Genomic DNA, 23,968 nt, shown 5'->3' on the forward strand with positions numbered 1-23,968 from the left:
GGCCGTCACGGCCGCAGCAGCGACACGCCGGATGCCGCGTCGAAGAGATGGATGCGACTTTCCTCGAAGGCATAGCGGATGCCGCTGCCGCGCGCCGGACATTCCCGCGTCGGAACCAGGGCGCTGATTTCCTTGGCTCCCGTCCCAAACGTCACCAGCGCGTCATTGCCATGGAATTCGATGAGGTCGGCAGCGCCCTGCAACAAATTCCCGGTCGCGTCGGCACCGGCGGTCTTCAGGTCGGGCGGGCGAATGCCGAGCACCGCGCGCGACACACCGTGCAGGTCGAAGCGCGAGCCGTCGATGGAAAACACCGTGCCGGCGCCGGTCAGGGTCCAGCGGTCGTCCTTGCGACCCACGGCCACGTCGATGAAATTCATGTTCGGCGTGCCGATGAAGCCGGCGACGAACATGTTGGCCGGGCGCTCATAGATCTCGGCTGGCGAGCCGATCTGCTCGATCTTGCCGTCCTTGAGCAGCACGATGCGGTCGGCAAGCGTCATCGCTTCCAACTGGTCGTGGGTGACGTAGACGGTGGTGGTCTTAAGCGACTGGTGCAGCCGCGCAATCTCGATGCGCATATGGTTGCGCAATTTGGCATCGAGGTTCGACAGCGGCTCATCGAACAGGAACACTTTCGGCGTCTTGATCATGGCGCGTGCGATGGCGACGCGCTGTTGCTGGCCGCCGGAAAGCTCGGTCGGCTTACGGCCGAGATAGGGTTCCAACCCCAATGTCGCGGCCACCGCCCGCACCCGCTTGTCGATCTCCGGCGCCGGCACTTTCTGGCGCCGCAGCCCGAAGGCGATGTTGTCGAAGATCGTCATGTGCGGATAGAGCGCGTAGTTCTGGAACACCATGGCGATGCCGCGGTCGCCTGGGTCGAGGTCGTTGACCACCTTGCCGCCGATCGACACTTCGCCGCCGCTGATGTCCTCCAGTCCCGCCAGCATCCTGAGCAAGGTCGACTTGCCGCAGCCCGACGGGCCGAGGAACACGACGAACTCGTGCTCCTCGATCGCAAGGTTCAGATCGCGGATGACCGAAGTGGCGCCATAGGTCTTGTCGACATGGGAGCAGGTGATTGCGGACATGGTCAGCCCTTTTCGCCGGTAAGCAGGATCTGCAGCTTGACGTCTTGCGGATTGCCCTCGGCGGCGCGCTCGAAGGCCTTGATGCTGTCGGAGAAAGCATAGGTGCCGGTGATCAGCGGTTTGAGGTCGACCTTGCCGGAGCCGATGAGCTGCAGGGCGCGGTCGAAAATATTGGCATAGCGGAACACCGTCTCGATGCGCACCTCCTTCGAGATCGCCGCCGGCACGTTGAGGGCCACCGGCTCGACCGGCAGTCCGACCAGCACCACCGCGCCGCCTGGCCGCACGACGTCGAACAGGTCGGCGAAGGCCTTTGGGCTGCCGCTTGCCTCGAAGACGATGTCGGCGCCCCAATCGTCGGTCGCGGCTGCGACGGCATCGACCAGCGACTGTTCGCCGATATTGACCGGCACGATGCCGGCATAGTCCGCGGCGATCGCGAGCTTAGGCGCGGAGAAATCGGAGATCAGCACTTTCGAGCAGCCGCCGGCCAGCGCCGCCAGAGCGATCATGATGCCGATCGGGCCGCAACCGACGACGACGGCGACATCGCCGGGAACGATGCGGGCACGGCTCGCCGCCTGCATGCCGATGGCGAAGGGTTCGACCATGGCGCCCTCGGCGAAGGAGACATTGTCGGGCAGCCTGTAGGTGAAGGCGGCAGGATGCACGGCATAGGGAGCAAGAATGCCGTGCACCGGAGGCGTCGCCCAGAAACTGACATCGGGATCGACATTGTAGATGCCGAGCTTTGTCGCGCGCGACGACAGGTTGGGCACGCCCGGCTCCATGCAGACACGGTCACCGACCTTGAACGTCTCGACATTGGCGCCGGTCTCGACCACGGTTCCCGCGGCTTCGTGCCCGAGCACCATGGGCGCCCGCACGACATAGCTGCCGATGGCGCCGTGGGTGTAGTAGTGCACGTCGCTGCCGCAGACGCCGACGGTGTGGATGGCGATTTTGACGTCGTCGGGTCCGACGTCCAGCGGCAGCGCGATCTCGCGCAGCGACAGTTCGCCTTTTTTCTCAAGCACCAATGCGCGCATCGCGGTAAGCCTCACTTCAAGTCTTCTTTTGCCGGAAAACGGAATTCAGGAAGCCGCTCAAGACGCCGAGGAAAAGCAGCGGCGGCAGCGACAGGAGCACAACCGAGGCGTTGAGAATGCCCCACGGCACGTTCATGCCTTGCTGGGAAAGCTCGGAGGCGACGATCGGCAAGGTCTTGGCGTTGGAACTGGACAGCATCAGCGCGATCAGGAACTCGTTCCAGACCAGCACGAAGCTGAAGGCAACCGCTCCCGCCAGCGAGCGCGCGGCTACGGGCAGCGCGATGCGCCAGAACACCGAATAGGCGCCGTAGCCGTCGACGAAGGCCGCCTCCTCGATCTCTTTGGGAACGGCCTGGAAGGCGGGTATCGCCAGCCACATGATCACCGAGATGGTGAGCAGGCAGTAGGTGACGATCAGCGCCGGCAAGGTGTCGTAGAGGCCGATCTGCAGCCAGATCACCATCAGCGGGATCGCCACCGCCACCGGCGGCAGGAAGCGCAGCGACAGCACGAAGAACTGGATGTCCCCGGCCCAGCGGTTGGGATAGCGCGCCACCGCGTATGCCGCCGGCAGGCCGAGCACCACGCCGATCAGCACAGCCGAGCCGCAGGCTACGACCGAGTTGTAGAGCCCGGTCAGCACGCTGTCGCGCCCGATGATATAGTTGATATTGGCCAATGTCGGCGTGAACACCAGCCGCGGCACGCGGGTGATGATGTCGACATTGTTCTTCAGCGCATTGAGCGCCGTCCAGGCGAGCGGAAACACCGCCATGAAGCCGGCGAAAGCCAGCACGATCCTGCCGATCAGGCGACCCGCTCTCATGCCTGCACCCGCTTCCACAGCATGGTGAAGGTGATGACGGTGGCGATCATCATCAGCACCGCCATGGCCGAGGCATAGGAGACCTTGCCGGACTCGATGAAGCCCTGCGAGAAGGCGTACATGTCGAGCGTCTCGGTCGCCACGCCCGGTCCGCCGCGCGTCATCACATAGATGAGGTCGAAGGAGCGCAGCGATTCGATCATCTTGACGAACATCAGGCTGACCAGCGGCGCCTTCAGCATCGGCAGCGTCACATAGGCGTGGATCTGCCAGCGTTTGGCGTGGTCGAGCCTTGCGGCCTCGATCGGCTGCGGCGGCAAGGTTTCGAGCAGCTTCAGCACGATGACGCCGAAGAACAGGCCCCATTGCCAGACATCGACGGAGGCGACGGCGAACAAGGCCGTCGAGGGTTTGGACAGCGGGTCGAAGATCAGCCCGCCGGTCAGCAGCCGATAGGGGTAGGTGGCGATGCCGTAGAGCGGATGGTAGGCGAATTTCCACACGAAGGCCGCCGAGACGCGCGGCAGCAGCACCGGAATGATGAACAGCAGGCAGTAGAGATTGCGCAGGCGCGGGCCGGCGACCTCGAACATCAGCACGCCGAGCCCGACCGCCACCACCATGGTCGCCACGACGGTGACGATCTCCCACTTCACCGACACCCAGACGGCGTTGAGGAAGCGGCGATCGGAGAACAGGTCGACAAAATTCGAGAACCAGACCCAGGAATAGGTCGTCGAGCTCAACTCGCGGTTCTGCAAGGCGATGATGATCGCGTAGAGCGTCGGCACCATCGACAGGGTCAGCAGAATGACCAGCGTCGGCACGACAAAGGTGACCGGCAGGGATGAACGTCGAGGCATTGGTCTCAGGCCTTGCTGTGTCTCTGATGTGCGTGCGTGGCGGAGGCGTCGCACGGATGTTTCAGGGGAAGGCAGGCCCCTCCTGCGACGCACAGGTCCCGGCATCCCGAGGAATGCCGCGGACCGTGCGCCGCAAGAGGGAGGGCCTATTTCTTCACCAGCTCATTGGCATAGGCCTCGAGCTCGTTGAGGCTGCCCTTGACGTCGGTGCGTGTGCCGGCAATCAGTTCCTCGAGGATGATGCCCCAGCGGTCGCCGAGATCGGGCCAGCGCGGATCCTGCCAGAAGTTCACCGCCGTGACCTTGCCGGTTTCGGCCAGTGCCTGGCCGAGGTCGGCGCCGTAGATGTCGGCGAATTCCTTGCTGGACAGAATGCTGGTGCGGTTCAACTCGCCGAACTGGTGGGCGTCGAGCCGGCGCTTCTCGTTCTCCTTCGACGTTGCCCAGGCGATGAACAGGCCGGCGCATTTCTTGGAAGCGTCGTCGGCATTGGCCTTCGCGGCGATGGCGAGACCGTGGCCATAGCCGCCGCCCGGAAGCGGCGAGGGTGGCGGCAGGAAGCCGATCTTGCCGACCACCTGCGAGGTCTTCGGATCGACCGCCATGCCCGACAGCGGCGTCGATTCGACGAGGATCGCGACCTGGCCGGAGAGGAAGGCGCCGGTCGATTCATCCCAGCTGCCGGTCTGCGTGCCGGGCGCGGAATCCTTGAACAGTTTCAGATAGGTCTCGGTTGCCTTGACCGCCGCGTCCGAGTTGAAAGCCGGCTTGTCGCCGTCGAACCACTTGCCGCCATAGGCCTTGAAGAACGGCATCCAGCGCCAGACATTGGCGCCCGATCCACGCGCGCCGCGCAGCGCGATGCCGTACATGCCCTTGTCGGCATTGGTCAGCTTCGGTACGTCGGCGATCAGCTCGTCCAGCGTCTTGGGCGGCTGGATGCCGGCGGCCTCCAGCACGTCCTTGCGGTAGACCATCAGGTCGCCGCCACCGGTCAGCGGCGCGAACCAGACCTTGCCGTCATAGGTGGCGACCTTCTGGCGGCCCGGGTCGAAGTCGGCATAGTCATAGTCAGCCGGGTAATAATCGGTCAGCGGCACGATCCACTTCGACGAGGCAAACAGCGCCACGTTGGCTTCATCGACATAGTAGACATTGTAGTTGCCGACCGTGGAGGCGTCCGCGCGCGACTTCGCCCGCCGGTCGTTCTCGTTCAGATAGTCGATCTTGAAGCCGGCGCCGGAGAGCTTCTCGAACTCGGCCTTGGAATCCTCCAGAAGCGTCAGGCCGTCGCGTGGCTGGGCCAGTACCTTGACCGGCGCCGAGCAGACCGGTGCCTGTGCCAGTGCAATGGTTGAAACGGTAGCGGAAAGCACGAAAGCTGCGCCGAGGCTGGCAGCGAGCCGAACTGGTTTCATGATCTTTTCTCCTCCAGGAATATGTCGCAGGAAGCTCGGGTCCTCGGGTTTCGCGATCCTCACCATCGCCCGAGAGACATGCCACCCATCGCCAAAATGCGGAGTTGCGATGGGCCAAGCTAGAAGCCTCGTTGCAGCAGACCTGTACTTTTATGCATTGTGCAGCGCAAAAGCCGGCTCGCTTTCACGGAGCCGGTCACATGAGTATCGATCCGATCTGGAACGATAATTCAGGACACGCTTATGCGCGCATCGCCAGCCGTTGCCGCGACAGCTTGCGGTAGGAGGACGGCGTCATCTTGTGCCTGCGCAGGAAGGCGCGGTTGAAGTTGGAGATATTCATGTAGCCGACCTGGAAACAGATGTCGGTGATCGCGACATCGGTGTCGGCGAGCAGCTTGCAGGCCTGCCAGAGCCTGAGCTTGGCAAGGTGGTCGCTGAACGAATTGCCGGTGTTCTTCTGGAAGAAGCGCGAGAAGGTGCTTTCGCCCATGCCGGCCAGATCGGCCATGTCGGGCAGCTTGAGATCTTCGGCGAAGTGCTGGAACAGGTAGGTCAGCGTGCGCTGGATGATATCGAGCGAGGCGGCGTCGAGAACCGGCGAGAAATCCGGCGACGACAACAGCTCGTACTCGTCGGTCCTGGCCAGCAGGTCGACCAGTTCGAGGAACAGGCAGAGACGGGCAAGCCCATGCACCGTGCCCATCCGTTCCATCAGGTCGGCGCCTTCCAGAGCCGCGCGCCCGTGGAAGACGATGCCGCGCAGCGACCGTTCCAGGAACGGCTCCAGTTCGCGCAGTTCCGGCAGCAGGCCCGCCGAGCCGCGCAGGCGCCCGGCATCGAATTGCAGCACGATGTCGCGCCCCTCGATCAGGTCGCCCGGCTGCACAGCTGTAACCCAGTCATGCGGCAGGCCGCCGCCGACGATGGTCAGGTAGCCCGGGCCGAACTCGCCGATATGGTCGCCGACCAGCACGACGCCGGAAGATTTCCTCAGCAGATGAATCTCGTATTCCGGATGAAAATTCCAGACATTGCGCTCCCAGGGATAGTCGTCCAGGCGCCACAGGAAACTGTCGTTCGCTTCGGTGACGATATGCTCGAAGGAAGGCACTGTGCGCGGGATCGCGGCCGGGTTCTTTCGCTGTCTGAACGCCATCCTGTCTCCCACATCCGCCGGTGCCGATGTCCCAATCCGTAGCAGCCCCCGGCCGCCAAGGGAACGAGGCTGTGGCTGCCGGACATGGCGTTGGCTCAATCTGTTCACGCGCCTCCACCCTTGCCTTCATGTCGCATTTCATTCAATAGACGACGCAAACGGCGCCATTTTGTGCCGTTTGCGATGCGGCTTCCGGCTCTTGCCGATGCGCCGCGACCTTGAAAGAGCAGGACAATGTCCGCGATCGAAGCCGGCGCCCGCGCGCCGGAAAATCTTTGGCGTCAGGAAATCAGGGCGACGCTTGCGCTCGCCTGGCCGATGGTACTGACCAATCTCGGCCAGACCGCGATGACGGCCACCGACGTCATGATGATGGGCCGGCTCGGGGCCGACACGCTGGCCGCGGGAGCGCTTGGCGCCAACCTCTATTTCATGCCGCTGATCTTCGGCCTCGGCCTGATGCTGGCGACCTCGCCGATGATTGCCACCGAGCTCGGCCGCCGCCGCCATTCGGTGCGCGACCTGCGGCGCACTGTGCGCCAGGGCTTGTGGCTGGCTATCCTGATCTCGATCCCGATCTGGCTCGTTCTCTGGCACGGCGAGGGCATCCTGCTGGCGATGGGCCAGGAGCCTCTCCTGGCCCACCAGGCCGGCATCTATCTGCGATGGCTGGAATGGGCGGTGCTGCCTTTCTACGGCTATATCGTGCTGCGCTCGTTCATCTCGGCGCTGGAACGGCCGGGCTGGGCGCTGATCATCGTCTTCGTCGCCGTGGCCTTCAACGTGTTCGCCAACTGGGTGTTCATGTTCGGCAATCTCGGCGCTCCGGCCATGGGCATTGCCGGCTCCGGCCTTGCCACCGCACTGTCCAGCACGCTGATGTTCGCCGGCATGGCCGTCGTGGTGATGTGGGAAAAGAAGTTCCGGCGCTACCGCCTGTTCGGCCGTTTCTGGCGCTCGGACTGGCCGCGCTTCAAGGGGCTGCTGCGGCTCGGCCTGCCGATCGCCGGCATCCTCGCCTTCGAGGTGACGATCTTCAACGCGGCGGCATTGTTGATGGGCCTGATCGACGCCGATTCGCTGGCCGCGCACGCCATCGCAATCCAGATCGCATCGATCTCCTTCATGGTGCCGCTCGGCCTCAACCAGGCGGTCACGGTGCGCGTCGGGCTGGCGCATGGCGCCGGCAACCCTGAAGGCGTGTCGCGCGCCGGCTGGACCGCCTTCGTCATCGGCGTCTCGTTCATGGCGCTGATGGGGCTGGTGATGGTGCTGTTGCCGCATCTCCTGATCAGCGCCTTCATCGATCTCGCCAACCCGGCCAATGCCAGGGTGATCGAGCTTGCGGTGTCGTTCCTGGTGTTTGCCGCCCTGTTCCAGGTTTTCGACGGCGCGCAGGCGGTGGCCGCCGGCATGCTGCGCGGCCTGCACGACACCAAGGTGCCGATGATCTATGCAGCGATCGGCTATTGGGGCGTCGGCCTGCCGCTCGGCGTGCTGCTCGCCTTCCATTTCGGCTTCCACGGCGTCGGCATCTGGATCGGCCTGTCGACGGGGCTCGCCGTGGTGGCGGCGCTGCTGCTAGCGCGCTGGCTGCGGAGGGACAGGATCGCACCGCCGATGGCGTTCGGGCATTGAGGTGAAACGGCCGCTGGTCGCGGACGCTTCTACTGCTTCAGCACCGCAAGAAAATCCGGCACATCCTTGAGCGCCGCCGCACGCGCGGCCGGGTTTAGTCCGGCATGAGCGATGCCGTCGTCGTTGGCCGTGTAGGCCAGGCCATGCAGTTCGTGCAGCTTCTGCGCCTCATTGTCAAAATCATGGTAGGCGCCGGGATAGAGGATCAGCTTCACGCTGTCCGGGTTGGCGGCGGCGAGCGTCCTGCATGGCTTGGCCGGCGTCCAGTCGTCCGCGTCGCCCATCAGGATGAGCAGCGGCACGCGCGTCGCCCAGTCGCCTTTCTTGGCCATGGCCGAGCACCCTGGGTAGAAAGCCACCGCCGCGCGAAAATCCGGCGAACCGGCTTTTGGCCTGTCCTTCGGCCGCACCGTGTAAAGCACGCTCGAGCCGCCATTCGACCAGCCGAGCAGGGCGATGGCATCCGGCTTCACATAGGGTAGCGTCTGCAGGTAGCGGCGGGCGGCGTTGGCATCCTCCACCCGCTCGCGATAGGGCTCGACCTGCCGGTCGTCGTTTTTGCATTGGGGTCCAAGGTCGCGCGAACCGTAGCTGTCGGGAAAGAGCACGACATAGCCGAGAGCGGCGAGCCGCCGGCCCCAATCGGCATGGCGCGGGCTGAGCCCTATATTCTTGCTGCTCCACAAGCCGCTGCAGCCATGCATGGCAACAACAGCCGGAAACGGCCCTTGTCCTTCCGGCTTGAACAGCCTTGCGTCCAATATCCCCGGCTGGTTCTTGCCGTCAGCCGGAATGCTGACGCTTTCGGGTGTCTGGCCGGTGGCCGCGGCCGGCTCTGTCGCCCAGAGCGCAAGCAGGCCTGCAAGCGCGACAAGATGTTTCGTCCACATTGCCGGATGCTCCCGAAAGCGGTCGGTGACGCTCAAACTGGGATGCATCGCGGCCCGACCGCAAATCACAGTTGCGTGGCGGATGCGTCGCGAAAGGAGAAGGGCGTCTAGCGGGTCGCCGCTCGCTTCTCCAGCCGTCGCGCATATTGCGTCAGCGGGAAGCACATGAGGAAGAAGATCAGCGCCACCAGCCCGTAGACCTTGAACGGTTCGAAAGTGGCGTTGTTGATCGCGTTGGAGGTCCGCACCAACTCCTCGAAGCCGATGATCGAGGTCAGCGCGGTCGACTTGATGAGCTGCACCAGGAAGCCGACCGTCGGCGCACGGGTGATCGAAAACGCCTGCGGCAGGATGATCAGCCTGAGTTCCTGCAGATAGTGCAGGCCAAGGCTGGCGCCGGCATCCCATTGACCCAATGGCAATGCGTCGACACCGGAGCGCCAGATTTCGGCGAGATAGGCGCTGGCGAAGAAGGTCAGGCCGAGCACGGCGGCTGTCCAGGGCTCGATGCGCAGGCCGAGCATAGGCAGGCCGAAGAACATCAGGAAAAGCTGCATCAGGAGCGGCGTGCCCTGGAACAGGGCGATGTAGCCGGAAGCCAGGCGCCGGCTCCATTTGTTCTTGGAAATCCTGAAAAACAGCACCGCCATCCCGACCACCGCGCCGCCGACGAAGGCGGCCAGCGACAAAAGCACCGTCCAGCGCGTGGCCAGCAGAAGATTGCGAACGATGTCCCAGAGGGTGAACTCGATCATGACACGCCGGCTCCCAACGCGCGGCGCCCGCCGGAAACCAGTAGCCGGCGCAGGGCCAGGGACAGAGCGAGGTAGACCAATGTCACCACGAAATAGGTCTCGAAGGAGCGGAAGGTGCGCGCCTGCAGCATGTCGGCCTCGTAGGTCAGCTCGCGCACGGCAATCTGCGACACCACGGCCGATTCCAGCATCATGATGACGATCTGGCTGGTCAGCGCGGGGTAGATCACCTTCAGCGCCTGCGGCAGCACGATCTTGATGAACACCTGGCGTGGCCTCAAGCCCAGCGCCAGAGCCGCTTCCGTCTGCCCGTGCGGCACCGCGTCGAGCCCGGCGCCGACGATCTCGATCGTGTAGGCCGCCATGTTGAGCGTCATCGCCAGCATGGCGGCCAGGATCGGATCGAGCCGGATTCCGAGACTGGGCAGGCCGAAGAAGATGAAGAACAGCTGCACCAGGAAAGGCGTGTTGCGCATCACCTCGACATACCAGCCGATGGCGTGGCGCAGCGGCGCCGGACCGCTTCGCCGCCCGGCGGCGCCGAGGATGCTGAGCAGCGTTCCCGCCAGCGTGGTCACGGCGATCAAAAGGATCGTCGTGCCCGCGCCGTGCGCGATGTCGCCCGCCGCACCTGGAAGCCAGCCGAAGGCCACGGCAACTCAATCCTTGAGGTTGTCGGGGTTGAGCGGCGTCTTCAGCCAGGCCTTCGAGCTCTCGTCCAGCTTGCCGTCGGCCAGCATCTTGGCGACTGCATCGTTGACCGCCTTCTTCAAGGCATCCTCGTTCTTGTTGAGGCCGATATGCGAGGGCGAGGTCAGAAGCTGGAATTTCTGCTCCGGCTTCAGCGCGTCCTGTTTGGCCAGCACCTGCGCGCCGACATCGTTGCCGACCACCATCAGCTGGGTCTGGCCGGAGATGAAGGCCTGGATCACGGCGTTGTAATTGTCGAAACGCTTGATGTCCGCCGACGCCGGTGCGGCCTCGGTGAGCGAAGTGTCCTCGAGCGTGCCGCGATTGACGGCGATCGACTTGTCGGCGAGGTCTTCCTTGCCCTTCACACTCATCGCGGCGGGACCGATCACGGCGATATAGTAGGGCGCGTAGGCGGCGGCGAAGTCGATGACCTGCTCGCGCTCCTTCGAGTAGCCGACGCTCATCAGAATGTCGACGCGATGGTCGTTGAGATAGGGGATGCGGTTCTGGCCGGTGACGGCGACCGGATTGAGCTTCACCTTCAGCGTGTCGGCAATGTATTGCGCGACGTCCATGTCGTAGCCCTTGAGGCTCATATCGGCGCTGGCCGAGGAGAAGGGCGGGAAGTCGGCGAAGACGCCGACATTGATGGCGCCGGCCTTGGTGATGTCGGCCAGCGCATCGGCCTTGGCGGCCTGGGTGGCGATGCCGAAGCTGGCGGCGCCCAGGACCAGGACGGCGGCAATGGATGATTTCAATGTCGAATGGATTGTCATTTTTATTCCCCTCTGGAAGCTTTTGATTGTCTGGGTCGGCCACCGGCTCCAGGACGGCGGCCGCCTTTTCGTTTCGAGTGTCAGGCTCCCTTGCCAGTGATGGCCGGGCTGAAGACCATCAGGCTCAGTATCTCGAACAGAACCTGGGCGCCGGCATGCGCGGTGTTGGTGGTCGCGTCATATTGCGGCGCCACCTCCACGACGTCGCCGCCGACGATGTTGAGGCCCTTGAGACCGCGCAGCAGTTCGAGCACTTCGCGCGTCGTCAGCCCGCCGATCTCAGGCGTGCCGGTGCCCGGCGCGAAGGCCGGATCGACGCTGTCGATGTCGAAGGAGATATAGGTCGGGCCGTCGCCGACTATTCTGCGCGCCTTCTCGATGATGGCCGGAATGCCGAGCCCGGTCACCTCCTCGGCATGCACCACGGTCATCCCCGACTCGTAGGTGAACTCCCAGAGATATTCGGCCGAGCCGCGGATGCCGATCTGGATGGTGCGCGTCGGGTCGAGCACGCCGTCCAGCACCGCGTTGCGGAACGGGCCGCCATGGTGGAACTTGGTCAGGTCGAACAGGCCGCTTGTGTCGCAATGGGCGTCGATATGGATCAGCCCGACCGGGGCCTTCTTGCCGACCGCCTTCAGGATCGGATGCGTGATCGAATGGTCGCCGCCGACCGACAAGGGAATAACGCCGGCATCGACGATCTGGTTGGTGCGCTTTTCGATGTCCTCATGGCTGATCTCCAGCCTGTAGCGGCTGCGGAACGGTGTGTCGCCTATATCGGCGACCTTGAGGTCATGCGTCGGCGCGCATTCCAGCACGTGATTGTAGGGGCCGATGCGCTCGATGGCGCGCAACGCTCTGGGTCCGAAGCGGGAGCCCGGCCGGTTGGTGACGCCGAGATCCATGGGCACGCCTATTATCGCCACCTGCAGGTCGCCGAAATCCGGGTTCTCGGCCGCGATCTCGCGGTAGGGCGCGGCGAGGAAGGTCGGGATGCCGGAATAGGGGGCAAGGCGCGTGCCTGCCTTGTTGAAGATCTTGTCGGCGACCTTGCGGAACGTCGGGTCGAACATCTCGCCGCCATGGCTTTCGCCATATTTGCGCCGCAACGCGTCGAGCTTGTCGCTGTTGTAACCCATATCCGCTCCTCCTGGACTGGCGCGGTGCGGCCGTTGGCGACTTCACGCAAGCCAACCGTCACCCGGTCGGTCGCGGCCCCGCTGGCTACCCGCAGATTTCACGTCTTGATGCTTGCTCAGGCCAAAAGTGTCCGGCAGCCGCATTGAAAAAGCAATTGATATTGTTAGGGTGTTTTCTGTGAGAAAATCTCACAATGAAGCCGAGCATCCATGGCCAAGCGCTTGCCCCCTCTCAATCCGCTGCGCGCCTTCGAGGCCACGGCGCGCCATGCCTCGCTGACCAAGGCGGCGAGTGAACTGAATGTCACGCATGGCGCAATCAGCCACCAGATCAAGGCGCTGGAGCAGTCGCTCGGCGTCAAGCTGTTCGAACGCGTCGGCCAGCGGGTCAAGCTGACCCCGCATGGCGCCGAACTCCTGCCGGCCGTATCGACGGCCTTCGACGGCATCGCCGCCGCCACGCAGCGGCTGACGCGGCCCGCGAGCAGCGGCGCGCTGTCGGTCTCCTGCGTGCCGGCGCTGCTGCTTTTGTGGATGACGCCGCGCCTAGGCTCCTTCACCGCGCAATATCCCGACATCCAGCTGACGCTGATCGCCTCCAACGATGCCAAGGATATCAGGGCGTCACATATCGATGTCTGTGTGCATTATGGCGACGGCCGCTGGACCGATTGCTGGATGCGCAAATGGTCGGGCCTCGAACTGTTTCCAGTGGTCAGCCCGACCTTGATCAACAACCGCCCGATCCGCAGCGTCCGGGATCTCGCCGACCATGTCTTCCTGCATGGTGACGACGGCCGCGAATGGCACACATGGCTGGCCGCCGCCGATGCGCTCGACCTCGACAGCGGCCGCCGCCATCGTCTGGGCGATGCCCGCATGGCGACGGAGGCGGCGGTGCATGGCCATGGCGTGGCGCTGGGGGATTCGGTGACCGCAAGCGCGCTGCTGGCCAGGGGCATGCTTGTGGCCCCGTTCAGCCTGTCGGTGCCGGCGGTCGACGATTTCTACGTCGTCTGCCGCAACGAGATGCGGGCGACGCCGATCGTACAGGTGTTCATCGACTGGCTGTTCGCCGAGAAGGCCGGGGATGACAGCCGCGCCGATGCCCCGGTGGCGGGCCGCCTCGTCACCCGCCGCAAGCGTCCGGCGCTCAAGGTGATGGGCGGCAAAGCCTCATAGGCGCACAGGGCTTTCTTTTTGTCGGGCCAGCCTGAAAGCAGGCAGCGTTTTGGTCAATTCGATGCTATGAGGCCTGTCGCTATTGTGGTGGCAGGGCAGCGAAGGCGGTAACAGACATGGCCAGGACCGATATTGCGCGGCGCGTCTACAACCACACCTGGAAGCTCGACCCGATCGTGCGCAGCCTGCTCGACACCGATTTCTACAAGCTTTTGATGCTGCAGATGATCTGGGGCATGTATCCCAAGGTCGATACCACTTTCTCCCTGATCAACCGCACCACCTCGGTGCGGCTCGCCGACGAGATCGACGAGGGCGAGCTGCGCGAACAGCTCGACCATGCCCGCACGCTGCGCTTCTCCAAGAAGGAGATGATTTGGCTCGGCGGTAACAATTTCTACGGCCGCAAGCAGATTTTCGAGCCGGAATTCCTGGCATGGCTGGAAGGCTTCCGGCTGCCCGACTACGAACTCTCCAGGCATGACGGCCAGTACGAACTCTCCTTCTCCGGCCCGTGGATGTACACCACGCTGTGGGAGATTCCAGCACTCGCCATCATCAACGAACTGCGCTCCCGCGCGGCTATGCGTGCCTACGGGCCGTTCGCGCTCGACGTGCTCTATGCCCGTGCCAAGGCCAAGATGTGGGCCAAGACCGAGCGGCTGAAGGCACTGCCCGGCATTCGCATCTCGGACTTTGGAACGCGCCGGCGCCATTCCTTCCTGTGGCAGCGCTGGTGCGTCGAGGCGCTGAAGGAAGGCATCGGCGAGGCCTTTACCGGCACGTCCAACGTGCTTCTGGCCATGGACAACGATCTCGAAGCGCTCGGCACCAACGCGCATGAACTGCCGATGGTGTTTGCCGCACTCGCCAAATCGGAGAAGGAACTGAAGCAGGCGCCCTACAAGGTGCTGCAGGACTGGCAGCGCTACTATGGCGGCAATCTTTTGATCGTGCTGCCCGACGCTTTCGGCACCGCCTCTTTCCTGCGCGACGCGCCTGACTGGGTGGCCGACTGGACGGGTTTTCGCCCCGATAGTGCGCCGCCGATCGAGGGCGGCGAAAAGATCATCGACTGGTGGCGCGAGAAGGGCAAGGACCCCAGGCAGAAGCTGCTGATCTTCTCCGACGGTCTCGAAGTCGAGACCATCGAGGAGACCTACCGCCACTTCAAGGGCAAGGTGCGCATGTCCTTCGGCTGGGGCACCAATCTGACCAACGACTTCGAAGGCTGCGCGCCGACGGAAACCAACAGTCTCGACGCCATATCGCTGGTCTGCAAGGTCACCGAAGCCAATGGCCGCCCGGCGGTCAAGCTCTCCGACAACCCGGCCAAGGCGACAGGTGACCATAAGGAAATAGAGCGGTATTTGAGGATCTTCGGGCAGAAGGACCGCGTGGAGCAGCTGGTCAAGGTGTGAGGCATGGCAACGCCGGCCAAGATGGCAATCTTGGATAGAGTGAGTTCCCTCGCGCCTGCCTCTGTCTTGCCGGACATCTCCCCCGCAGAGGCTCCCTTCCTCTCCCTCCGGAGGGGGGAGAGGTGGCGCCGCAAAGCGGCGACGGAGTGGGGGAACCATCTGGAAGGCGCCGCAACTGACATAGGAAAAAGGGTCGCGTGCAAGCGTCGTCTTGATCTGCGCCAGGGTCGACCCGCACTCCGTCGAGCTTCGCTCGACACTTCTCCTTCGATCGACGGGGGAGAGGAAGGGTGCCAAGCCATCGAGCGCTACCTTTGCAGCCTCGTTCCTATCTCCTTTGCCTTGACCCTCCTCCCGACCTCGGCCTTCGCCCACGCCTCGGACCGTGGCCATGTCCTGCTGCTCCCAACCGGCTACTACCTTATCGGCGGCGCCTTCGCCGTCGCCGTCAGCTTCCTTGTCCTGGCTTTGCTGCCGCCCGATGCCCTCGAGCGCTTCTGGCGCCGGCGCCTGCCGCTTTTCACGGTCGGCGACAACGCGGGGACCGCCGTCAGCCTGATATCGTTTGCCGGCTTTGCAATTCTGCTCGTTGCCGGCTTCATAGGCAGCCGCGACCCGCTCTCCAACCCGCTGCCGCTTGTGATATGGACGCTGCTATGGGCCGGCCTGACGCTGCTGCAGGGCGGGTTCGGCGATCTCTGGTCGTGGCTCAACCCGTGGTACGGCCCATGGCGCCTGCTGTCCCGCCTGACCGGCAGGAGCGACGGGGTGGCCAGGCCACTGCCCCAATCGCTCGGCTGCTGGCCGGCCGTCATCCTGTTCTTCGCCTTCGCCTGGTTCGAACTCATCGACCCAGCGCCTGACGATCCGGCGCGGCTTGCTTTCGCCGCCGGCCTCTACTGGCTTGTCACCTTCGTTGCCATGTTGGTGTTCGGCTATCGGCAATGGGGCCGGAGCGGCGAGTTTCTCGGCATCTTCTTTTCCATGGTCGCCCGCTTCGCGCCGGTCGAGCGCAGTGACGCAGGACGGATCAGGCTATGCTGGCCGGGCGCCAAGCTGCTGGCGGCCGAGCCTCTGCCGGCCAGCGGCATCGCCTTCCTGTTGCTCGCCCTGTCCTCGGTCTCCTTCGACGGCCTGTCGAAAACCTTCTTCTGGCTTGGCCTGTTCGGCATCAATCCGCTGGAATTTCCCGGCCGCACGGCAGTGATCGGCAGCGGCAGCCTGGGCCTTGTCCTGACATTCCTGCTGCTGGCGGGCGTGTTCCTGCTTGCCGTCTTCCTCGGGCAGCGTCTTGCCCAGGGCGACCAGCCTTTCGCCAAGGCGGCGGGACTGCTGGTGTGGTCGATCGTGCCGATCGCCCTCGCCTATCATGTCGCGCACTACCTGACGGCGCTGCTGGTCGACGGCCAGTACGCGATCGCCGCGTTGTCCGATCCCTTCGCGCAGGGCTGGAACCTGTTTGGTACAGCCGACATGCAGGTCGAGGCCGGCATCGTTGCCGGCGCCGGCTCCGCCTGGTGGCTGTGGAACGTCCAGGCCGGCGCCATCATATCGGGCCATGTGCTGGCCGTCCTCGTCGCCCACGGCTTTGCCGGGCGCCTGCATCCCCAGCCCGCCCGCGCCGCGCTCAGCCAGTTTCCGCTCACCGTCTTGATGATCGCCTACACCATTTTCGGTCTCTGGCTGCTTGCCACGCCGACGGTCGGATGAGATGAAGTCACTCGCGTGGCATGCCCCGACGGAAAGCTCGCTTGCCAGGCCATGCCTTTGGTGATTTAGTTTGTATACATGCAATTTTGCATCCTCTTGCCGAGGATGTTCGAGCCGCCTTATCGTTGGTCAAAACGCAAGAACAGGGGAACGAACGTGACTGACAAGAACGGATTTTTCGACCTTTCCAAATCAGGCATCACCCGTCGCAAGGCTCTCAAGGGCTTAGCCGCCGGCGCGGGGCTGGCCGTGGCGCCCGGCTTCGTCCGCTACGCCCAGGCGCAGAGCTCCGCGCCGATCAAGATCGGCTTCCAGTCGCACCGCACCGGCATCGGCGCCGCCTATGGCCGCTGGTACGAAAAGACGACCGCTGCCGCGATCAAGGCGATCAATGCCGCCGGTGGCATCAATGGCCGTCAGGTCGAAGTCATCATCGAGGATGATGGCACCGATCCCGGCCGTGGCGCCGAAGTGGTCGGCAAGTTCGCCACCCAGCACAAGACCGACATCGTCTTCGGCACGCTGTTCTCGCATGTCGTCATCGGCTCGGCGCCCGCCGCCGGCGAAGCCAAGATGCCCTATTTCGTCGTCAGCGAAGGCCACCACGTCGCCTCGACCAAGCTCAACCGCTATGTCTTCCAGCCCGGGATCACCGATGTGAAGAGCCAGATCCAGTCGATGGCGCCATGGATCGCTGCCAATGCCGGCAAGAAGGTGACGCAGATCTTCCCCGATTTCGCCTTCGGCTACGACCATCGCGACTACCTGCCGCCGGCGCTGAAGGCGCAGGGCGCCGACGTCATCGCGCAGATCGCCATTCCGCCGACGGAATCCTCCTTCACCAAGTACTTCCCGCAGATTCCGGCCGAGACCGAGGTGATCTACCACGTCATGGTCGGCCCGGCGGTGCTTACCTTCGTCAAGGAACTCGGTGAGTTCTACGGCTCGCAGCGGCCGCAACTGTTCGGCTTCATCGATTCGCTGGAAGCCGTCGACATCAACAGCCCCGGCCTGGAATTCCTCGACGGCAGCCATTTCTGGGAAGGCTCGCCGCGCTACGCGCAGGCTGATGACAGCGAGGCGCAGAAGGCTTATCGCGCCGCCGTCGGCATCGACGACAATGGTGCCGCCGTCGGCGACCCCAAGGATGTCTCCACCGCCGCGCACATGTTCGGCTGCTGGGAAACGCTCTATGTCGTCAAGAAGGCGATGGAAGACGCCGGCTACAAGGGGCCTGAGGACCGCGCCAAGCTGGTCGAGGCGACCGAAGCGCTGAAGGAATTCGCCGAAGGGCCGGAGCATCCGCAAGGGCCAAAGACCTTCAACGGCAAGATCCACCAGTGCTTCGGCATCCAGAACATCTCCAAGGTCGAGGGCGGCAAGCTCAAGGTCGTGCACAAGACCAAGATCGAGGACGGGCTCTACGAGGCCGAAGGGGATTACACGACACAGGCACTTTAGGCTCATTCCAGCCAGCGTGAGCGCCAAGCCACTCCTCCATGGCCTGCCGGCATGGCCGACAGGCCAGAGGTGCACGCTTGGCACCACTTCATCGGGCGTGTAACCGTGCATTTCGGACCCCATCTCCTCCTCGCCGCCCTCGAAGGCCTCGTCACCTCAGCCGTGCTGGCGCTGACGGCGCTGGGCCTGTCGCTGGTGTTCGGTGTCATGCGCGTCGTCAACGTCGCGCATGGCGAGTTCTTCATGCTGGGCGCCGTGCTCGCCTGGGCGATCTCGACGGCTATTTCAGGCCATCCGGCGCTTGGCTTCCTGGCGGCTCTGATCATCGCGCCGCTGATCGTCGGCGCCATCGCGCTGGTTGCCGAACGGCTGGTGTTGCGCCGGCTTAATTATAATCCCGAAGCCACCATCGTCGCCACCATCGGCATGCTCTACATCATCCAGCAACTGGCGCTGACCTTCTATGGCCCGGAAGCGCGGCCGGTGGAGCCGCCGTTCAACTACCGCATCCTGCTGCCGTGGTTCGGCTATTCCGGCTACAAGCTGTCGATCATCGCCGCCTCCGCGCTGCTCTTGATCGCGACCTGGCTGGTGCTGACGCGCACCAGGATCGGCCTGATCATGCGCGCCACCCAATATGACAGCGAGACCGCGCAGGCCTTCGGCATTCCCGTCGGCCGCGTCTATGGCGGCGTCTTCGCACTTGGCGCCATGCTGGCGGCCATCGCCGCGGTGCTGATCGTGCCGATCAGCCAGGCGCACTATCTGATGGGGCAGGACCCGCTGCTGCTCTCCTTCATCGTCGTCATCATCGGCGGGCTAGGCTCGTTGCGCGGCACCGTCGTCGCCGCCGTGCTGATCGGCCTGTCGGACGGCATCATCTCGATGTTCTTCTCGCCGACCTTGGCCAAGATCATCGCCACGCTGCTGGTCGCCATGGTGCTGGTGTTTCGCCCGCAGGGCCTGTTCGGGACGGCGTCGCGATGAGCGAGGCATCGCCGGCAAAAGCTTACGCTCTGCATCTCGGCATAATCGCGCTGCTGTTCGCGCTGAGCTTCATTTTGCCCGAATATTACCACGGCCTGCTCGCCCGCATCATGGTGTTGGCGGTCTTTGCCATGGGTTACAACATGCTGTTCGGCTATGTCGGGTTGCTCAGTCTCGGCCACGCCATGTTCTTCGGCGCCGGGCTCTACGGCGCCGGCCTTGCCATAATCCAGCTCGGCTGGAGCGTGCCGGCGGCATTAGCCGCCGGGCTCGCCTGCGGTGCGGTTCTTTCCCTGGTCATTGGCCTGCTCGCGCTGCGCACCACAGGCGTCGCCTTCATGATCGTCACCATGATGTTCGCCCAGGTCTTTTATCTCCTTATCCTCTATTTCGCGACATGGACTGGGGGCGACCAGGGCATGGTGGTGCCGCAGCCGGCGCGTGTTCTCAATTTCGGCGCGACCTCGCTCGATCTCACCGATCCGACCGTGCGTTACATCTGCGCGCTGACGCTGTTCTCTCTCGTGCTGCTCATCACCCTTTCCATCGTCCGCTCCCGCCATGGCCGCGTGCTGGTCGCTATCCGCGAGAACGAGGAGCGCACCAAGATGCTGGGCTATGACACCTACTCCAACAAGCTGGCCGCCGTGGTCGTCTCAGGCACGATCTGCGCAGCTTCGGGCGCCGCCTATGCGCTGCTGTTCGGCTATGTCGGGTCGAGTTTCGCCTCGGTGCAGTATTCGATTCTGCCGCTGCTGTGGGTCCTGCTCGGGGGTGCCGCCACAACGCTTGGGCCGCTCATCGGCACGGTCTTCATGTACTATGTCATCGACATCACCAGCGGCTACACATCGGCCTATCTGCTGATCGTCGGCATCGCGCTGATCCTGCTGGTTTTGTTTTTCCCAAAGGGCATTCTTGGCACCATCCGCCAACGCTGGCTAAGGTGGCTGCCATGACACCTCTTTTGAGCACCAGGGGCCTGTCGCGCCATTTCGGCGGCCTGCGCGCCGTGGACAATGTCGATTTCACCTTGATGCCAGGCGAGATTCGCGCCGTCATAGGCCCCAACGGAGCCGGCAAGACGACCTTCGTCAGCCTGGTCAGCGGCCGCATCCAGCCGTCTTCGGGAGCGATCATATTCGACGGCGACGACATTACCGGCCTGCCCGCCTATGCCCGGGTGCGCCGGGGCATCGCTTACACCTTCCAGATCACCAGCGTCTTCGCCAATCTCAGCGCCTACGCCAATGTCGCGTTGCCGGTGCAGCTCACACTGAGCGATCGCCGGTCCGCAGGCGCGATCAAGGCAGGCGTCATGTCGGCGCTCGAACGCACGGGCCTCGCCGACCGTGCCGATATGCCGGCCGGGCAGTTGTCCTACGGCCACCAACGCCTGCTGGAGGTGGCGATGGGCCTGGCGCTGAAGCCTCGCCTGCTGATCCTCGACGAGCCGACACAAGGGCTGGCCGACAGCGAGATCGACAATTTCATCGCCTTGGTGCGCGAGATCGCCAGGGACGCCACCGTGCTTCTGATCGAGCATAACATGCCCGTGGTCATGCAGTTGGCCCACCGCATCACCGTCTTCAATGCCGGCAAGATCCTGGCCGAGGGCACGCCCGGGCAGATCCGCGAGAACGCGGCGGTGCAGGAAGCCTATCTGGGGACCGCCCCAAGATCGAAACGAACATGACCGAAACGAACATGATGGAGACGAGCAAGACCCAGGCACTGATGATCTCCGGGCTGGACTGCTCCTATGGCGAAGTCCAGGTGCTCTATGGCCTCGACCTGGTGCTGAACAAGGGTGAGGTGCTGTGCCTGTTCGGCCGCAACGGCGCCGGCAAGACGACGACGCTGAAGGCGATCATGGGCCTGGTTCCGGCGAGCGCCGGCTCGATCAAGCTCGCCGGCAGGGAATTGACCGACCTGCCCGCGCATGAGGTGCCGAAGGCGGGCATCGCCTATGTGCCGCAGGGCAGGCGGCTGTTCGCCGAGATGACGGTGGCCGAAAACATCGAGATCGGGCTGATGGCGCGCGGCAAGGGCAAGGCGACGAAGGAGCAGGTTCTCGACCTGTTTCCGCTGCTGCGCCAGCGGCTGCGGCAGCGCTCCGGCACGCTCTCCGGCGGCGAGCAGCAGATGCTGGCCATGGCGCGCGCACTGTGCCTCGAGCCGCAGGTGCTGCTGTTGGACGAGCCGACCGAAGGGCTGATGCCGTCGATGATCGCCAGGATCCGCGAGACCGTGTCCAAGCTGCGCGAGATGGATGTCTCGACCATCCTGGTCGAGCAGCGGGTCGATGCGGTGCTGTCCGTCGCCGACCGCGTTTGCTTCATCGAAAACGGCCGCAACCGCGAGACCGTCGATGTCGAGGCCTTGCGCGCCGACCCCTCGGCGGTCAGGCGCTATGTCGGCGTCGGCTGATAGGAGCAATTCCAGGAAAAGTGTGTAGCGGTTTTCCGTCCGGAATTGCTTTAGACAAATCTAGCCGAAGAAAACAAAACCCGCGATCAGGAAGGTCGGGATCAGCACCAGCCCGGACCATGCCATGTAGCCGAAGAAGCCGGGCATCTTGATGCCGCGATGCCTGGCGATGGCATAGACCATGAAGTTTGGTGCATTGCCGATATAGCTGTTGGCGCCCATGAACACGGCGCCCGCCGAAATCGCGGCCAGCGTCGAGGCCGCCTCGGTCATCAGATGCCGGGGGTCGCCGCCGGCAAGCTCGAAGAACACCAGATAGGTCGGCGCATTGTCGAGGAAGGACGACAGCGCTCCGGTCAGCCAGAAATAGGCGAGGTCGTTGGGCGTGCCTTGCGCCGAGGTTACCAGCGCGACCAGCGGCGCCAGCGCGCCGTCATGGCCGGCCCTCAAAATGGCGACGACCGGCACGATGCAGATGAAGATGCCGGCAAACAATTTGGCCACCTCCGCGATCGGGGCCCAGTTGAAGCCGTTCGCCTCGCGATATTCCTTTCGCGAGACCGCCAGCGAAACGAAGGCCAGCGCCAGGATGATGGCGTCACGCACCAGGTTCTGCAGTTCGAGGCTTACGCCCAGGATGGGAAAACTCACGCCCGGCTTCCAGGCCGCCGATAGCAGGATGGCGCCGATCACACCGGCCAGCAGCGGCAGGTTGGCCAGCCCACGCAGGCGCACTTTCGTATCCGGTGTCGGATCCTTGATCTTCGGCGCGCCGGCCTCGCGCCGGTGCAGGATGATGTCGATCGCCAGGAACACCGCCAGCACGACGATGCCGACGAACAGCGTCTCCCGGTAGAGATTTGCGGTCGTCCAGAAGAAGTCGACACCACGCAGGAAGCCGACGAACAGCGGCGGGTCGCCGAGCGGTGTCAGCGAGCCGCCAATGTTGGACACCAGGAAAATGAAGAAGACGACGACATGGGCATTGAAAGGCCTGGCGTCGTTGGCGCGCAGGATCGGCCGGATCAGGATCATCGAGGCGCCGGTCGTGCCGATCACCGAGGCGAGCAGCGCGCCGATCAGCAGCAGTCCGGCATTGACCAGCGGCGTGCCGTGGATGTTGCCGGCGACCAGAATGCCACCCGAGATGGTGAACAGCGCGAACAGAAGGATGATGAAGGACATGTATTCGGTGAGCAGCGCATGCAGCACCGCCTCGCTGGCCGCGGGCATGCCGAAGGCGGCCGCCAGCGGCACGATCACCAGGGCCGCCCAAAGAGCCGCGATCTTGCCGTAGTGATGCTCCCAGACGTGCTGGAACAGCAGCGGCCCGGTGGCTATCGACAGAAGCAGACCGGCAAAAGGCAGTGCCCACCACAACGACATCGCGGCGCCCGGCAGGCCGTGCTGTTCGGCCGCGAAGGCCGGTGCCGGAAACAGCGTCGCGACGATGACCGCCCCGGCCGTCCCGATCGTGGTCGGCAACGATCCCTCTTTGCCGCTCACGGTGCGGTCAGTCCGACGCGTGGTCTTCGAGCGTCACGCCGGCATCGCGCATCTTCGCCAGCATTGTCTCGACCGATCCATTGAGATCGATGCCACGGCAGGCATCGAGCCGGACCGTGGTCCTGAAACCCTGTTTGACCGCGTCCAGCGCCGAGTAAGCGACACAGAAATCGGTCGCCAGGCCGACCAGCGTCAGCGTGCCGATGCCGCGCTCCCTGAGATAGCCGGCGAGCCCGGTCGGCGTCTTGTGATCGTTCTCGAAGAAGGCGGAGTAGCTGTCGATATCGGGCCGAAAGCCCTTACGGATGACGAGTTCGGCCTTTGTCCAGGCAAGGCCGGAATGGAAATCCGAACCAAGGCTGCCCTGGATGCAATGGTCCGGCCACAGCGTCTGCGGGCCATAGGGCATCTCAAACGTCGAATAGGGCTGCGAACCGGGATGGCTGGAGGCGAAGCTGGAATGGCCGGCAGGGTGCCAGTCCTGCGTCAGCACGACATGGTCGGTCCGCCGAATCAGGTCGTTGACCAGCGGCACGATCTCGTCGCCACCGGCAACGGCCAGCGCGCCGCCCGGGCAAAAGTCGTTCTGCAGGTCGATGACAACGAGCGCTTCGTCGGCCATGGGGCCTCCTTCTTCTCTGTGTTGGGCTCAGGCTCCAGTAGAAAGATGCCGCTGACGCGACCGGACGCAGAAACTTGACCAGATGGCCGGCGGCGTCAACCTCCGAAGACATAACAATCGCGTTGCCCGCATTCCGGCGAGGACAATGACCAAAACTCCGGGCCAAAACTCTGGCTTTGACAATTTCCGCCGTCTTGATATCATTTGCATACGAATGAATTTCCGGTTCGGAAGCCGGTCGAAACCATCCCGGGGTGACGCTTTGGGCGGGCCGGTTTCGGGGAAGGCCCAATCTGGGAAGGCCCATTTTGCCGGGAGGGCCTGTTTTGTTTGGAAGGCAGGC

General features: G+C 64.0%; 22 protein-coding genes. 9 read left to right on the forward strand and 13 right to left on the reverse strand.

Translation table 11 applies throughout. The features are described from left to right. Nucleotides 1–5: 5 nt before the first annotated feature. The 6 genes from ugpC to FJ967_RS06975 form a co-directional block, all read right to left on the reverse strand. On the reverse strand, nt 6–1,094 hold the full coding sequence (gene ugpC / locus FJ967_RS06950; RefSeq protein ID WP_140730972.1) for a sn-glycerol-3-phosphate ABC transporter ATP-binding protein UgpC: 1,089 nt from the start codon (nt 1,092–1,094) through the stop codon (nt 6–8). Between the two features lie 2 nt (nt 1,095–1,096). Next, entirely contained in the window at nt 1,097–2,143 is a 1,047-nt protein-coding gene (locus tag FJ967_RS06955; RefSeq protein ID WP_140731146.1) for an NAD(P)-dependent alcohol dehydrogenase, read from the reverse strand. 16 nt (nt 2,144–2,159) lie between these two features. After that, nucleotides 2,160–2,972 (reverse strand): carbohydrate ABC transporter permease, encoded by an 813-nt coding sequence (locus tag FJ967_RS06960; RefSeq protein WP_140730973.1) that lies wholly within the window; start codon nt 2,970–2,972, stop codon nt 2,160–2,162. Beyond that, nucleotides 2,969–3,835: a sugar ABC transporter permease gene (locus FJ967_RS06965; RefSeq protein ID WP_140730974.1), complete on the reverse strand. Its 867-nt coding sequence runs from the start codon at nt 3,833–3,835 to the stop codon at nt 2,969–2,971. Before FJ967_RS06965 ends, FJ967_RS06960 begins: the two co-directional genes overlap by 4 nt. Before the next feature lie 146 nt (nt 3,836–3,981). Continuing rightward, a complete protein-coding gene (locus FJ967_RS06970; protein WP_140730975.1) occupies nt 3,982–5,253 on the reverse strand; it encodes an extracellular solute-binding protein in 1,272 nt (423 codons plus the stop codon). A gap of 241 nt (nt 5,254–5,494) precedes the next feature. Then, complete coding sequence (locus tag FJ967_RS06975; RefSeq protein WP_140730976.1) at nt 5,495–6,412, reverse strand: AraC family transcriptional regulator; 918 nt, start codon at nt 6,410–6,412, stop codon at nt 5,495–5,497. Between the two features lie 234 nt (nt 6,413–6,646). Between FJ967_RS06975 and FJ967_RS06980 the strand changes: the two genes are divergently transcribed. Continuing rightward, a complete protein-coding gene (locus FJ967_RS06980) occupies nt 6,647–8,050 on the forward strand; it encodes an MATE family efflux transporter (RefSeq protein WP_140730977.1) in 1,404 nt (467 codons plus the stop codon). 29 nt (nt 8,051–8,079) lie between these two features. On the opposite strand, the gene FJ967_RS06985 is transcribed toward FJ967_RS06980, so the two are convergent. The 5 genes from FJ967_RS06985 to speB all read right to left on the reverse strand — a co-directional run bounded on the left by FJ967_RS06985 (nt 8,080) and on the right by speB (nt 12,306). Beyond that, nucleotides 8,080–8,940, reverse strand: a complete 861-nt coding sequence (locus tag FJ967_RS06985) for a dienelactone hydrolase family protein (RefSeq protein WP_140730978.1) — start codon at nt 8,938–8,940, stop codon at nt 8,080–8,082. Nucleotides 8,941–9,047: 107 nt separating this feature from the next. After that, nucleotides 9,048–9,695, reverse strand: a complete 648-nt coding sequence (locus FJ967_RS06990; protein ID WP_140730979.1) for an amino acid ABC transporter permease — start codon at nt 9,693–9,695, stop codon at nt 9,048–9,050. Next, nucleotides 9,692–10,348, reverse strand: a complete 657-nt coding sequence (locus FJ967_RS06995) for an amino acid ABC transporter permease (protein WP_140730980.1) — start codon at nt 10,346–10,348, stop codon at nt 9,692–9,694. Before FJ967_RS06995 ends, FJ967_RS06990 begins: the two co-directional genes overlap by 4 nt. 6 nt (nt 10,349–10,354) lie before the next feature. Next, nucleotides 10,355–11,164 carry a transporter substrate-binding domain-containing protein gene (locus FJ967_RS07000; RefSeq protein ID WP_140730981.1) on the reverse strand — a complete coding sequence of 270 codons (810 nt, stop codon included), beginning with the start codon at nt 11,162–11,164 and terminating at the stop codon, nt 10,355–10,357. An 80-nt stretch (nt 11,165–11,244) separates the two neighbouring features. Beyond that, nucleotides 11,245–12,306: an agmatinase gene (speB, locus tag FJ967_RS07005; protein WP_140730982.1), complete on the reverse strand. Its 1,062-nt coding sequence runs from the start codon at nt 12,304–12,306 to the stop codon at nt 11,245–11,247. A 210-nt stretch (nt 12,307–12,516) separates the two neighbouring features. Here speB and gcvA point away from each other — a divergent pair, with 210 nt between their 5' ends. The 8 genes from gcvA (at nt 12,517) to FJ967_RS07045 (ending at nt 21,497) form a co-directional block, all read left to right on the forward strand. After that, on the forward strand, nt 12,517–13,488 hold the full coding sequence (gene gcvA / locus FJ967_RS07010) for a transcriptional regulator GcvA (RefSeq protein ID WP_140730983.1): 972 nt from the start codon (nt 12,517–12,519) through the stop codon (nt 13,486–13,488). Between the two features lie 116 nt (nt 13,489–13,604). Then, nucleotides 13,605–14,909, forward strand: coding sequence for a nicotinate phosphoribosyltransferase (pncB, locus tag FJ967_RS07015; protein WP_140730984.1), 1,305 nt, complete (start codon nt 13,605–13,607; stop codon nt 14,907–14,909). Nucleotides 14,910–14,912: 3 nt separating this feature from the next. Then, nucleotides 14,913–16,619: a hypothetical protein gene (locus tag FJ967_RS07020; protein ID WP_246675204.1), complete on the forward strand. Its 1,707-nt coding sequence runs from the start codon at nt 14,913–14,915 to the stop codon at nt 16,617–16,619. 156 nt (nt 16,620–16,775) lie between these two features. Further along, nucleotides 16,776–18,080: an ABC transporter substrate-binding protein gene (locus FJ967_RS07025; protein WP_140730985.1), complete on the forward strand. Its 1,305-nt coding sequence runs from the start codon at nt 16,776–16,778 to the stop codon at nt 18,078–18,080. Between the two features lie 105 nt (nt 18,081–18,185). After that, entirely contained in the window at nt 18,186–19,067 is an 882-nt protein-coding gene (locus FJ967_RS07030) for a branched-chain amino acid ABC transporter permease (RefSeq protein WP_140731148.1), read from the forward strand. Further along, nucleotides 19,064–20,026, forward strand: coding sequence for a branched-chain amino acid ABC transporter permease (locus FJ967_RS07035; protein ID WP_140730986.1), 963 nt, complete (start codon nt 19,064–19,066; stop codon nt 20,024–20,026). The genes FJ967_RS07030 and FJ967_RS07035 overlap by 4 nt, the downstream gene beginning before the upstream one ends. Further along, nucleotides 20,023–20,763 (forward strand): ABC transporter ATP-binding protein, encoded by a 741-nt coding sequence (locus FJ967_RS07040; protein WP_140730987.1) that lies wholly within the window; start codon nt 20,023–20,025, stop codon nt 20,761–20,763. Before FJ967_RS07035 ends, FJ967_RS07040 begins: the two co-directional genes overlap by 4 nt. Then, nucleotides 20,760–21,497, forward strand: coding sequence for an ABC transporter ATP-binding protein (locus tag FJ967_RS07045; protein ID WP_140730988.1), 738 nt, complete (start codon nt 20,760–20,762; stop codon nt 21,495–21,497). The genes FJ967_RS07040 and FJ967_RS07045 overlap by 4 nt, the downstream gene beginning before the upstream one ends. 60 nt (nt 21,498–21,557) lie before the next feature. Here the strand turns inward: FJ967_RS07045 and FJ967_RS07050 are convergent, their stop codons facing one another. Next, nucleotides 21,558–22,982 carry a sodium:proton antiporter gene (locus FJ967_RS07050; protein WP_246675205.1) on the reverse strand — a complete coding sequence of 475 codons (1,425 nt, stop codon included), beginning with the start codon at nt 22,980–22,982 and terminating at the stop codon, nt 21,558–21,560. 28 nt (nt 22,983–23,010) lie between these two features. Beyond that, complete coding sequence (gene pncA / locus FJ967_RS07055; RefSeq protein ID WP_140730989.1) at nt 23,011–23,625, reverse strand: bifunctional nicotinamidase/pyrazinamidase; 615 nt, start codon at nt 23,623–23,625, stop codon at nt 23,011–23,013. Between the last annotated feature and the right edge of the window lie 343 nt (nt 23,626–23,968).

The sequence above is a fragment of the Mesorhizobium sp. B2-3-4 genome (genome assembly GCF_006442315.1).
In the GTDB taxonomy this organism is placed as follows: Bacteria; Pseudomonadota; Alphaproteobacteria; order Rhizobiales; family Rhizobiaceae; genus Mesorhizobium.